10 protein-coding genes and 2 pseudogenes are annotated in these 12,580 nt (G+C 68.4%); 8 read left to right on the top strand and 4 right to left on the bottom strand.

Annotation, left to right across the window (positions count from 1 at the left end; translation table 11 throughout):
* The first annotated feature begins 115 nt into the window (after window positions 1-115).
* From ACR68M_RS08440 to ACR68M_RS08425, 4 genes are all read left to right on the top strand, one after another.
* Window positions 116-1,054: a TerC family protein gene (locus ACR68M_RS08440; protein ID WP_441251543.1), complete on the top strand. Its 939-nt coding sequence runs from the start codon at window positions 116-118 to the stop codon at window positions 1,052-1,054.
* A 114-nt stretch (window positions 1,055-1,168) separates the two neighbouring features.
* A complete protein-coding gene (locus tag ACR68M_RS08435; RefSeq protein WP_441249819.1) occupies window positions 1,169-2,173 on the top strand; it encodes a hypothetical protein in 1,005 nt (334 codons plus the stop codon).
* Window positions 2,174-2,228: 55 nt separating this feature from the next.
* Window positions 2,229-2,612 carry a transposase gene (locus ACR68M_RS08430; RefSeq protein ID WP_441249818.1) on the top strand — a complete coding sequence of 128 codons (384 nt, stop codon included), beginning with the start codon at window positions 2,229-2,231 and terminating at the stop codon, window positions 2,610-2,612.
* Window positions 2,613-3,152: 540 nt separating this feature from the next.
* Window positions 3,153-3,368, top strand: a complete 216-nt coding sequence (locus tag ACR68M_RS08425; protein ID WP_441249817.1) for a hypothetical protein — start codon at window positions 3,153-3,155, stop codon at window positions 3,366-3,368.
* Window positions 3,369-3,388: 20 nt separating this feature from the next.
* Here ACR68M_RS08425 and ACR68M_RS08420 read toward each other — a convergent pair.
* A pseudogene (locus ACR68M_RS08420) lies at window positions 3,389-5,001 on the bottom strand (IS4 family transposase).
* Between the two features lie 158 nt (window positions 5,002-5,159).
* Between ACR68M_RS08420 and ACR68M_RS08415 the strand changes: the two are divergent.
* On the top strand, window positions 5,160-5,426 hold the full coding sequence (locus ACR68M_RS08415; RefSeq protein WP_441251542.1) for a hypothetical protein: 267 nt from the start codon (window positions 5,160-5,162) through the stop codon (window positions 5,424-5,426).
* A gap of 70 nt (window positions 5,427-5,496) precedes the next feature.
* Window positions 5,497-5,796: pseudogene (locus ACR68M_RS08410) on the top strand (TNT domain-containing protein); the annotation flags it as partial.
* An 80-nt stretch (window positions 5,797-5,876) separates the two neighbouring features.
* Here the strand turns inward: ACR68M_RS08410 and ACR68M_RS08405 are convergent.
* Window positions 5,877-6,746 (bottom strand): IS5 family transposase, encoded by an 870-nt coding sequence (locus tag ACR68M_RS08405; protein ID WP_441248160.1) that lies wholly within the window; start codon window positions 6,744-6,746, stop codon window positions 5,877-5,879.
* A gap of 250 nt (window positions 6,747-6,996) precedes the next feature.
* Between ACR68M_RS08405 and ACR68M_RS08400 the strand changes: the two genes are divergently transcribed.
* Complete coding sequence (locus ACR68M_RS08400; RefSeq protein WP_441249816.1) at window positions 6,997-7,386, top strand: hypothetical protein; 390 nt, start codon at window positions 6,997-6,999, stop codon at window positions 7,384-7,386.
* Window positions 7,387-7,896: 510 nt separating this feature from the next.
* Here ACR68M_RS08400 and ACR68M_RS08395 read toward each other — a convergent pair.
* Both ACR68M_RS08395 and ACR68M_RS08390 read right to left on the bottom strand, forming a co-directional pair.
* Window positions 7,897-8,550, bottom strand: coding sequence for an MBL fold metallo-hydrolase (locus ACR68M_RS08395; protein ID WP_441249815.1), 654 nt, complete (start codon window positions 8,548-8,550; stop codon window positions 7,897-7,899).
* Between the two features lie 63 nt (window positions 8,551-8,613).
* A complete protein-coding gene (locus tag ACR68M_RS08390) occupies window positions 8,614-9,369 on the bottom strand; it encodes a maleylpyruvate isomerase family mycothiol-dependent enzyme (protein WP_441249814.1) in 756 nt (251 codons plus the stop codon).
* 273 nt (window positions 9,370-9,642) lie between these two features.
* Between ACR68M_RS08390 and uvrA the strand changes: the two genes are divergently transcribed.
* The gene (gene uvrA / locus ACR68M_RS08385; protein ID WP_441249813.1) at window positions 9,643-12,522 is read left to right on the top strand and encodes an excinuclease ABC subunit UvrA; all 2,880 of its coding nucleotides are present in this window, start codon (window positions 9,643-9,645) and stop codon (window positions 12,520-12,522) included.
* Window positions 12,523-12,580 lie beyond the last annotated feature (58 nt).

Below are 12,580 nucleotides of genomic sequence, written 5' to 3'. Positions count from 1 at the left end.
CACTGGTCCGCGCGCCCCGGCCGAGAGCCCCGCGTGCGGATGGAAGAGACCTCCGGCAGACGACGTATTGCCCGCCGACCTGCCGGAGGAGCAGCAAGTGGACGTTTCCGTAGCCATGTGGACAGGCACCATCGGGGTGCTGATCGCCCTGGTCGTGGCCGATTTCTTCATCGGCGGCCGAAAGCCGCACGAGGTCTCGATCAAGGAAGCAGGGATCTGGACGGCCGTCTGGGTCGCCCTGGCCGTGCTGTTCGGCGGCTTCCTCTGGTGGCACTCGGGTTCGAAGCCCGCCGGTGAGTTCTTCGCCGGGTACATCACCGAGAAGTCGCTCAGTGTCGACAACCTCTTCGTGTTCATCCTGATCATGGGCAAGTTCGCGGTGCCCCGGATCTACCAGCAGCGGGTGCTGATGGTCGGCGTGATCATCGCCCTCGTCCTGCGGGCGGTCTTCATCGCCGGCGGCGCCGCCCTGGTCACGACCTTCTCCTGGGTCTTCTACATCTTCGGCGCCTTCCTGGTCTGGACGGCCTGGAAGCTGATCAAGGACGCTCGGGCCGACGAGGAGGACGAGGAGTTCGAGGAGAACCGCCTCCTCAAGTCGATCGAGGCCCGCTTCCCGTCGACCGACAAGTACCACGGCACCAAGCTGTTCATCAGGGAGAACGGCCGTCGCCTGATGACGCCGATGCTGATCGTCATGCTGGCGATCGGCACCACGGACGTGCTGTTCGCCCTGGACTCGATCCCGGCGATCTTCGGGCTCACCCAGGACCCGTACATCGTCTTCACTGCCAACGCCTTCGCCCTGATGGGCCTGCGCCAGCTGTACTTCCTGATCGGCGGGCTGCTGAAGAAGCTGGTCCACCTCAGCTACGGCCTGTCGGTGATCCTCGGGTTCATCGGCGTGAAGCTGGTGCTGCACGCCCTGCACGAGAGCGGCGTGCACGTGCCGGAGATCGGCATCCCGTTCTCGCTCGGCTTCATCGTGGTCGTGCTGGCCGTCACCACTGTCACCAGCCTGATCGCCTCCAAGCGGCAGGCGGCCGAGGTCTAGCACCAGGCGCCGAGGTTGGGCTCAAGTCGCAAATGGCCTGGTTTGCTCGGTGGGCGTTGGCCGAATGAGGGACTCGGATTTCTGTCCCAATGTGATTGATCGTCCAGAAACCTGTTGACTGCTGACGCCCAGGCAGCTTCCCTGGCCGCCGCCCGCGCCGCCGCCTCGGCGGCAGCAGCGAAGGCCTCCGCCACCGCTGCACTGGCCTCGGCTGCCACCGCCGCCCAGGCACTGGCCGACGCCCAGGCATCCCAGGCACGCACCATCGCCTACGACACCCAGGCCACCGCCGACGCAGCAGCCGCCCAGGCGGCAGCCGCCAGCGCGACCGGTGCAGCCGCCGACGCACGGGCCTCGGCGGTCGCGGCCGCCGACGACGCCGACAAGGCCACCGTCGCGGCCGCAAACGCCCGCGACCTGGCCGCCACCGCCCGCACCGCCGCCGACCAGGCGACCAAGGACGCCACCGCCGCGGCAGCCGCCGCCAAGGACGCCAACACACAGGCTGCAGCCGCCCAGCAGTCCGCACAGAACGCCGCCCAACTGGCCGCCGCCGACCAGGCCGCAGCCCAACGCACCGAGGCAGCCCAGCAACAACAGCTCCAGGCCCAGGTGCTGAGCGGCTCCGGCCCCACCGGCATCCAGAACGTCGTCGCCTTCACTGCCTTCAACGACGCCCCCGACGTACCGGCCTGGACCTGCACCTTCACCGGCACCGTCGGCGACCCCAACGCCGGCTGCCACATCCCGGTGCACCACCACATCACCGGCAAAGTCGCCTACATCCTCATCTCCTGCACCGACCCGGCGAACTGCCAGCAGACCGCCCGCCTCGACGTGCTGGACGTGCGCAACGTCGACAAGGTGATCGACGGCGACATCGTCATCACCGCCAAGGAGATGTTCGACCAGGCCCTCAAGAACGCCGAGGACCTCCTCGTCGGCGACATCGAGAGCTGCGCCCACCTGCGACTGCCCACCGCCCGCTGCACCCTCTTCGCCGGCATGCTCGTCGCCGCGACGGCGCTCAAGGCCGGTTCGGAGGCCGTCATGGCCTGGCGCCTGGCCGAGCGGACCGGCCAGGGCATCGTCGAGGCCCTCTCTGTCAGCCTTGGGTGAGACGTCCCGCTTTGTCGGGTTAGCCTGAGAGGGCCCGAGTAGGAGTTTCACCCTGATGACCAGCACCAATCCGTCCGCGTCCGACCCGGCCCCGAGGCCGAAGCGCCGTTCCTTCAGCCCCGAGTACAAGCTGCGGATCGTCGCCGAGTACGACGCCGCGCCCAGGAACGAGAAGGGTGCGGTCCTGCGCCGCGAGCGCCTGTACCACTCGCATGTCACCGAGTGGCGGGCCGCGCGCGATGCCGGGGCCCTGGAGAAGCTGGTCGACCACCGCACGAGTCCGGCCCGGCCGAAGAAGTCCGCCGCCGAGGTCGAGAACGAGAAGCTGCGCCGCCAGGTGGAGCGGCTGGAGAAGGAACTGGCCCGGAACAAGGCCGCGTTGGAGGTCCTGGGAAAAGCGTCGGCGCTCTTGGAAATGATCTCCGAGAGCGCGGACTGACGCACTCCGCCGATCCCGTCGTGGACGAGGCGTTCACCGCCGTCGAACACGAGCTGGGCACCACGGCCGCGTGCCGGCTGACCGGACGCTCCCGGGCCACCCACTACCGCAGGCTGCAACCGGCACCCGCGCGCCGACCCAGGCAACCCCAGGTCCAACCATCGGCCCTGAAGCCCGAAGAGCGGGCATTGGTACTGGAGTTGATGAACAGCCCCGAGTACTCCGAGCTGCCGCCCGCACAGATCTGGGCCCGCGAGCTGGACACCGGTCGCTACCACTGCTCGGTCTCCACGATGTACCGGATCCTGCGCGAGCGGGGGCAGTCGGGCGAGCGGCGCCGCCAGGCCGCCCACCCGGCCAAGACGGTGCCCGAACTGGTCGCCGACGGCCCCTCCCAGGTCTTCACGTGGGACATCACCAAGGCCGCCGGCCCCAGCAAGGGCATCTGGTACCACGCCTACGTCATCATCGACATCTTCAGCCGCTACATCGTCGGCCACACCGGTCGAACTGGCCGAATCAGCCGAACGGGCCGAGGAGTTGATCCGCGAGACCATCACGCGCAACGGCATCGTCCCCGAGACCGTGCACGCCGACCGGGGCACCTCGATGACCTCCAAGAAGGTCTCCCAGCTGCTGATCGACCTCGGCGTCACCAGGAGCCACTCACGCCCCAAGGTCTCCAACGACAACCCCTACAGCGAGGCCCAGTTCAAGACCACCAAGTACATGTCCGACTTCCCCAAGGCCGCGTAGTTAAGCCGGTACTCCCGCTGTCAACTGCTCTGGGTCGGCAGGTTCGGGCTGATTCTCCACTCGGCTGCGAGCACGTAGGTGTCACGTTTGACCTTGCGCAGCATCCCGTCCCGGGTCCACTGGTTGAGCTCGGTCCATAGGCTTCTTATGTTGGTTTGGCCTGTTCGCTCGGCGATCTCGCGTGAGCCCCAGCGCCGTTCCTGGTCGCTTCGCAGCAGTCGTAGGACGAGCTCCTTGTGTCCGACGCGTGGTGGCGCTGGGGGGCTGGGCGGTAGGGGTCGAGTGATCGCGATCGTCAGTTCGGTGATCTTCTTGCTGGTCGCGGGGCGTGGATCGGTGTTCTTGCCCGGATAGCGGGACATCGGCGACTTCACCTTGCGGGCGCTGATGCGGGGCCGACGTGGCGGGAGAAGTGCGCCGAGCACGGCGTTGCTGATGGCGGTCGGGTGGTCGTCCAGTACGCCGTTGGCTAAGACGACCTGAGCGCGAGCGGTTTCGAGCGCCATGGTGAAGCTGGCCCGGTCCGGATCCACGCCGGGGACCGACTCGATGGCCTCGACCATCGCCCGACGAAGGAGTTGATATGTGGTCAGCAGGGCCCAGAGCTCCTGCTCCAACCCGAACAGGTCCTGGGAGCGCAGGACGCAGCCGGTCATCAGGGTGTGGCGCAAGGCGTAGTAGGCGGATTCGATCTCCCAACGCTCATGGTAGAGACGGATCATCGCGTCCGCGGGGTCGGTGCGGTGGTCCAGCAGGGTGGTAGCCAGCCGGTAGGACTCGGCGAGGCACTGTCCGTCGCTGGTGGTGACGGTGATGTCCGCTTCGATGATGCGAACCTGGAGGGTGCCCAGGCGGGTGAGGTAGGAGCCGTCCGGGAGAACGGCTAGGACCGCCGGCAGGCGTTCCGAGCGCAGGCGGGCCAGCAGCTGGGCGCCGGTGGCGGCGATGTCAGTGAAGAAGTCGGCGCTGTCGAACCCCCGGTCGAGCAGCAAGAGCATCGACGGGGACAGCAGGGGCAGTAGACGGGTGGCGTAGGCGCGTTCGCCGGTGTCGGTGGACCCGAACACTGCACCGAGCAGTCCGCGTGTTCCGGTCTCCACCAGGGTCATGAGCTGCAAAGTGGGGTATCCCGCCTCGCCCCAGCGGTGGCGGGTCTTGCGCAGACGCTCCAGGATGCGGGGGCGGTCGGCTGCCCGGTTTGAGCTGCAGCCGTCGAACGCGACGGTCCGCCAACGCCGGTAGCGGGTTCCAGGCGTAGAGGGTCGGGCGAGGGGCCGGCCAGGGCCTCGAACAGCTTCTTGACCGGGGCCGCACCGAGACGGCGACGCAGATCACGTAGTGCCTTCTCCGAGGGCTGATACGGGTGCAGGGCGGACAACCCGGAGCACAGCTTCCCCCAGACCTGCAGATAGCCGAGCCCGGGGAAGAGCGCCAGGGCGAGCAGGAAGTACATCCCGACGCGGGAGGGCAGGTGCCTGCGGCGCCGCGCTGCGGTGTTCGTCTCCGCTATGACGGCGTCGACAAGTTCGAAGGGGGCATGGCGCGTCAGTTCGCCGAGATGTCCAGGGGCCAGGTCGCCAGCTGCGACTGTGACGCTCCGGGTGAAAGTGGTGGTGGCACACTGGTGGAACAACGGGACCTCGCGAGAGTGGAAGACCTTGGTCGGCTTCCTGCTCTATCGCAGGTCCCGTTGGTCATCATGCGGAAGTCCTGAAACTCGCACCGGACTTGACAGCGGGAGTATCGGCTTAACTACGCGGCCTTGCCGACTTCCCGCAGCGGTTCGACTCCCTGGCCCACGCACGCGAATGGTTCGACGCCTTCATCTCGTACTACAACCACGAGCACAGGCATTCGGGAATCGGCTTCCACACGCCCGCGAGCGTCCACTTCGGCACCGCCGATGAGATCCGCGATCAGCGGGCCGTCACCCTCGCCGACGCCTACGCCCGGCACCCCGAACGCTTCGGCCGCCGCCCCAGACCACCCGAGATCCCGCAGACGGCATGGATCAACGACCCGGCCAAGCGCAGGGAACCCGCACCACAAACCTCATAACGTCACGACCGTCTCACTGGACTTGAAATCTTCCGAGGAGTTCGTCAAGGAGTACTGGGACCAGACCGTCGTGAACCGAAACGGCACTCTCGGAAACTGGAACTGGACCAAGGCAGCTCCCAACAACGGCATCGTCCCCGGTACAGCAGTGCCCAAGGTGCCGAGGCTCGGCGAGATCTGGGACCGCTTTGGCGACCCCGACTTCGGCAGGAACCTCTCACCGGACGGAGTTCCGTACTCCGCCCGTGCCATTCCGCCGGAGAACCTGAGCAAGGGCTACCACCGCTACGAGTGGATCAAGCCGTGGGACGACGCTGCCGGTGACATCGTGAAGAGCGAGGTCGCGCCCGCCTTCGAGCAGCCCGGCGGCGGAATACAATTCCAGACCACAAAGACTGTCAGCGAACTCATCCGCCTCGAGTACCTCAGAGGTCGTTTTCTCCCCATGTTTTATCCCGGTATCAGCTGTTTGGTCTGTGGTGTCGGGTCGCGCCAGGAGATGGTGTTCTCGCCGGTGAGGCGGCGGGCCATGAGGTCGGTCATGGCGAGGTGGATCATGGCTTCGGAGCGGGCTGGGAGGGTTTCGTAGTCGCGGGCCAGGCGGCGGTGGAGCATGAGCCATCCGTAGGTCCGCTCGACTGCCCAACGCTTCGGTATCGGGGTGAATCCCCTGGTCCCCGGGGTGCGTGTGGTGATTTCCAGGTCGATGCCAAGGGTGGCGGCATGTTCGACGAGGTATTGGCGGTAGCCGCCGTCGACCCACACCTTGCGGATGCCGGGGTGTTCGGCCGCGACCTGGTCGAGGAGCCGGGTGCCGGCGACGGAGTCCTGGACGCTGGCCGCGGTGACCCGTACCGCGAGCAGGAGGCCGAGTGTGTCGACGACGATGCTGCGTTTCCTGCCCACGATCTTCTTTCCGGCGTCGATGCCCTGGGTGGAGGCGTGGACGCTGGTGGAGGTCTTGACGCTCTGGGCGTCGATCACGCAGGCCGACGGTTCGCCGTCCCGGCCCTCCTTCTGTCGCAACAGTTGCCTGAGCAGGCCGTTGAGCTGGGTGAACACGCCTTCCTGCTGCCACTTCGCGAAGTAGCCGTAGACCGTGTTCCAGTGCGGGAAGTCGTGTGGGAGGTAGCGCCACTGGACGCCGGTGCGGTCCACGTACAGGATCGCGTCCATGATGTCGCGCAGGTCGTGCTCCGGTGGCCGGCCGAAGTCCAGTGCCCGGCCGCGGCGCTCGAAGCGCCAGGCGGACAGGACCGGCTCGATCAACTCCCAGCGGGCATCGGACAGGTCACTCGGATACGGGCGGCGCGTCGGCATGCTTTCGGCGTACCGCCGCGGACCGAGTGCGCCCAGGCGTGCGTCGATGGCACCGGAAGCACGCAGTCACGAAGGCCGGACGTCTTGGGATGAGACAGGCGCAAACCGCGTTCTGCCCCATCTGTCACCCCGTCCGACCCCCATACCCCAGCCACACCTGCCGCCTCTTCCGCACCACGCCCACGCTCTCCGAGAATTGACCTATATGCGGGTGGAACAGATGAAAACGACCTCTCAGGGAGCTTCACTGATGAACAGTCAGCAATTGTTGGCCGCCTTGCAGGAGGCAGGGGTGGACGGTCGGACGTACGGGGTCTGCGGACAGATCCCGGGCGGGCGGCTCATCGACGGCTCGGGCTTCCTCAACCAGGAGGCGGACGGCCGGTGGTTCCTAGGCTCCTACGAGCGCGGTGTCTACACCATGGAGCGGTACTTCGACTCCGAGGACGAGGCGTGTCAGTACCTGTACGACATGCTCACCCGCCCGCGCCCTGAGCCGGTCCGGCTGACCCCAGAGGAGGAAGCTGCCGCCAAGGAGATCAACCGCCAGGCGGCGGCTGAGGACCGCCGCCAGATCGCCGAGGCCAAGGCCCGCTACGAGCAGGAGCACGGAAGGCCCAACAGCAACGGTCACGGGTGACCCGCCACCGCGGCAGCAGCACGCCGGACACCTGAGCAAGTACGGCACCCCCACCGGATCGACCGGCGGGGGTGTCGTGCTTTCGGGATTGGCTAGGTGCTGGCCGAGAATCCTCGATCAAGGTGTCCGGAGCGGTAGGCGCGATCTGACCAGCTACGAGGGCGGAGTTCCTTGCAGATGAACCGTCACCAGCCTCTGGCCGCACTCCGCGAAGCTGGGGTGAGTGAGTCTGCCTTCGGCATCATGTCGGCGGATGTGTCGACGCCCAAGTACTGCGGGAGTCGGTGCCCGTTCTGGTGGAGGGGTCCCAGGGCCGATGGACGGATGGGAGCGTGGCGATCAGGGTCGTAGCAAGCTTCGACTCGGAGGAGGAAGCCTGCGCGTCCCTCTATGACTCCGTCATGGGGGGCGCCCCACGCTTGACCTGTCCGGCGAACGCCCCGGCCCCGACCGTCCGGGCGCCGGGCGGTGCCGGGGCTCGGACGGTCGGGGCGGGGGCGGGGGCGGTGGTTACCAGCCGCGGGCCCGCCACTCGTCGAGGTGCGGGCGCTCGGCGCCGAGGGTGGTGTCGCCGCCGTGGCCGGGGTAGACCCAGGCCTCGTCGGGGAGCACGTCGAAGATCTTCTGTTGGACGTCCCGCAGCAGGGTGGCGAACCGCGCCGGGTCCTTCTCGGTGTTGCCCACCCCGCCGGGGAAGAGGCAGTCGCCGGTGAAGACATGCGGGTGGCCCTGCGGGTCGTCGTAGACCAGCACGATCGCGCCCGGCGTGTGCCCCGTCAGCTGCCGCACGGTGAGCTCGACCTCGCCGACCCGCAGCACGTCGCCGTCGTCCAGCAGCAGGTCGGTCGGCACCGGGATGCCCGGCGCGTCGATCCGCCCGGCCGCCGTCCGGGCGCCGGTCGCCGCGACGACCTCGGCGAGGGCGCCCCAGTGGTCGTGGTGCTGGTGGGTCGTGACGACCGTCGCCAGCCGCTCGCCGACGGTCTCCAGCAGGGCCGGTGCGTCGGCGGCCGCGTCGATCAGCAGCTGCTCGTCGGTGGCCCGGCAGCGCAGCAGGTAGCAGTTGTTCTCGAACGGGCCGAGCGCGACCTTCGTGATGATCAGATGAGCGAGCTCCCGTACGTCCGGCGGGCCGCCGACCTTCACCGCTCCGTGGTACGTCATCAGCCGCTCCTCGTCAGTCGTGGACAGTCGCCATGTGCGTGCTCGGGATCATCATCGCGCGTCTCACCCCATGCTCGGAAGCTTCGGCAGGGCGGTCCGAGGGTCCGTCAACTGCTCGCCGTGCAGCCGCACCTGGAGCCCGTCGCCGTCCGAGCGCCCGGAGAGCCAGGCGACGAGGGCGCGGACGGGCCCCTCGACGGTCAGCTCCGGCTCGGCCGCCGGGTCGCCGAGGCGGGCGGTGAGGGGGGTGTCGAGGGGTGCCAGCAGGGTGGCCGGGAGGCCGTCGACGGCGGCGAACTGGCGGCCGAGCCTGGCGAATTCACCGGCTGCGAAGGCCGCGGGCCAGTCGGCGGGGGTGTAGCCGGCGGCGAGGTCGACGTGGTGGTACTCCAGCTCGCCCAGCCGCTTGCCGGGCAGCTCGTACGCGGGGAAGACGTAGCCGGTGCGGTGTCGCAGCTCGGCCTGCCAGGCCTCGTCGTGCATCAGGGCGGCGGCTGCGGTGAAGCGGCCGTCGCTGGCGGCCAGGTCGGCGAGCTGTTCGGCGAGCGGGCGGCCGGAGCCGTCCTCGATCTCCTGGTCGCGGGCCTCGGTGCTGGCGTACTGCGGGATGTCCTGGCCGGTGCGGGCGCCTTCCAGCAGGTTGACCAGGGAGTCGGCGTTGCGGGCGAGGTGGCTGAGCACGTGGCCGCGCGTCCAGCCGGGCAGGGCGGAGGGCCCGGCGACGGCCTCGGGAGGGAGGCGTTCCACCGTGCGCAGCAGGCGCTCGGTGGCCTCGGTGACCTCGCGCAGGTCGGCCCTCGCGGTCTCGGCGTGGTTCATGGCGCTTCTCCGACGGTGAGTGGGGGGTGAGTGGTTGAAGGTACGAACAGTCTGACGTTGCCCCGGAGGGGTGCCGCTCGTTGTACCGGTGGGGGAGTCGGCGCACCGGGCTGACCTGGGGGGACGATGTCGATCTTGCGGGGCGCTTCACTCGTTCGGGTGGACCCGGCTGGACAAGGTCGATATTCGAACGCCTGAGCTAGTAGGCTGGCGGGCGCACACTGGAAGAACGTCAGAGCCAGCTCTTACCTCCGGAGAAAGGCGCCAGAAGCAGTGGCAGACCGCCTCATCGTCCGCGGTGCTCGCGAGCACAACCTGAAGAACGTCTCGCTCGACCTGCCGCGCGATTCCCTGATCGTCTTCACCGGCCTCTCCGGCTCCGGCAAGTCCTCGCTCGCCTTCGACACGATCTTCGCCGAGGGGCAGCGCCGGTACGTCGAGTCGCTGTCCTCCTACGCCCGGCAGTTCCTCGGCCAGATGGACAAGCCGGACGTCGACTTCATCGAGGGCCTCTCCCCGGCCGTCTCGATCGACCAGAAGTCCACCAACCGCAACCCCCGGTCGACGGTCGGCACCATCACCGAGGTCTACGACTACCTCCGGCTGCTCTTCGCCCGGATCGGCAAGCCGCACTGCCCGCACTGCGCCCGCCCGATCGCCAAGCAGTCGCCGCAGGCGATCGTCGACCGCGTGCTGAAGCTGGAGGAGGGCACTCGCTTCCAGGTGCTCAGCCCGGTCGTCCGGGAGCGCAAGGGCGAGTTCGTCGACCTCTTCGCCGATCTCCAGTCCAAGGGGTACGCCCGCGCCCGGGTCGACGGCCAGGCCGTGCAGCTCACCGAGCCGCCGACGCTGAAGAAGCAGGAGAAGCACACCATCGAGGTGGTCATCGACCGCCTCACCGTGAAGAGCAGCGCCAAGCGCCGCCTCACCGACTCCGTCGAGACGGCGCTGAAGCTGGCCGGCGGCATGGTCGTGCTCGACTTCGTCGACCTCCCCGAGGACGACCCGGAGCGTGAGCGGATGTACTCCGAGCACCTCTACTGCCCGTACGACGACGTGTCCTTCGAGGAGCTGGAGCCGCGCTCCTTCTCCTTCAACTCGCCGTTCGGCGCCTGCCCGGAGTGCTCGGGCCTGGGCAACCGGATGGAGGTCGACGCCGAGCTGGTCATTCCCGACGAGGAGAAGTCGCTCGACGAGGGCGCCATCCACCCCTGGTCGCAGGGCCACACCAAGGAGTACTTCCAGCGGCTGGTCGACGCGCTGGCCGGCGAGCTGGGCTTCCGTACCGACATCCCGTGGGCCGGGCTGCCGGCCCGCGCCCGCAAAGCGCTGCTCCACGGCCACAAGACCCAGGTCGAGGTGCGCTACAACAACCGGTACGGGCGCGAGCGTTCGTACACCACGGCCTTCGAGGGCGCGATCCCGTTCGTCACCCGGCGGCACAGCGAGGCCGAGAGCGACAGCAGCCGCGAGCGCTTCGAGGGCTACATGCGCGAGGTCCCGTGCCCGAGCTGCCGGGGCACCCGGCTCAAGCCGGTGATCCTCGCGGTGACGGTGCAGGGCAAGTCGATCGCCGACGTCGCGGCGATGTCGATCAGCGACTGCTCCGAGTTCCTCGGCGCGATGAAGCTGACGGCCCGCGACAAGCAGATCGCCGAGCGGGTGCTCAAGGAGGTCAACGAGCGGCTGCGCTTCCTGGTCGACGTCGGCCTGGACTACCTCTCGCTCAACCGCGCGGCCGGCACCCTCTCCGGCGGCGAGGCCCAGCGCATCCGGCTGGCGACGCAGATCGGCTCCGGCCTGGTCGGCGTGCTCTACGTGCTGGACGAGCCCTCGATCGGGCTGCACCAGCGCGACAACCACCGGCTGATCGAGACCCTCGTCCGGCTGCGGGACATCGGCAACACGCTGATCGTCGTCGAGCACGACGAGGACACCATCAAGATGGCCGACTGGGTGGTCGACATCGGCCCGGGGGCGGGCGAGCACGGCGGCAGGGTCGTGCACTCCGGCTCGCTCAAGGAGCTGCTCGTCAACGAGGAGTCGATGACGGGCCAGTACCTCTCGGGCAGGAAGTCCATCCCGACGCCCGAGGTGCGCCGCCCGCGCGACAAGAAGCGCCAGATCACCGTGCACGGCGCCCGCGAGCACAACCTCCAGGACGTCACGGTCGGCTTCCCGCTCGGCACCTTCACGGCGATCACCGGCGTCTCCGGCTCCGGCAAGTCGACGCTGGTCAACGACATCCTCTACACCCACCTCGCCCGCGAGCTGAACGGCGCCCGCAGCGTCCCCGGCCGGCACACCCGGATCACCGGCACAGACCTGGTCGACAAGGTCGTGCACGTCGACCAGTCGCCGATCGGCCGCACCCCGCGCTCCAACCCGGCGACGTACACGGGCGTCTTCGACCACGTCCGGCGGCTCTTCGCCGAGACCCAGGAGGCGAAGGTCCGGGGCTACCTGCCGGGCCGGTTCTCCTTCAACGTCAAGGGCGGCCGCTGCGAGAACTGCTCGGGCGACGGCACCATCAAGATCGAGATGAACTTCCTGCCGGACGTCTACGTCCCCTGCGAGGTCTGCCACGGCGCCCGCTACAACCGGGAGACGCTGGAGGTCCACTACAAGGGCAAGTCCATCTCGGAGGTGCTGGACATGCCGATCGAGGAGGGCCTGCACTTCTTCGAGGCCGTCCCGCCGATCGCCCGGCACCTGCGCACGCTCAACGACGTCGGCCTCGGGTACGTCCGGCTCGGCCAGTCCGCGCCGACGCTCTCCGGCGGTGAGGCGCAGCGCGTCAAGCTCGCCTCCGAGCTCCAGAAGCGCTCCACCGGCCGCACCGTCTACGTCCTCGACGAGCCCACCACGGGCCTCCACTTCGAAGACATCAGCAAGCTGATCAAGGTGCTCGACGGCCTGGTGGAGAAGGGCAACACCGTCATCGTCATCGAGCACAACCTCGACGTGATCAAGACGGCGGACTGGATCGTCGACATGGGCCCGGAGGGCGGCAACGGCGGCGGTCTGGTCGTCGCCGAGGGCACGCCGGAGGAGATCGCCGAGGTCTCCACCAGCCACACCGGCAAGTTCCTCCGGGACATCCTCGCGGGGCGGGCCCTGGAGGCCCCGAAGGCGGCCCGCAAGCGAAAGTAGGCGCCTTGTGGTCGGTCAGGTCCGCATAGACTTCCGGGCGGTCCTGACCGTCACCCAC

The sequence above is a fragment of the Kitasatospora sp. McL0602 genome (genome assembly GCF_052076145.1).
In the GTDB taxonomy this organism is placed as follows: domain Bacteria; phylum Actinomycetota; class Actinomycetes; order Streptomycetales; family Streptomycetaceae; genus Kitasatospora.
Note: the sequence above shows the minus strand (reverse complement) of the source record. Positions and strands in the feature narration are given on the sequence as shown.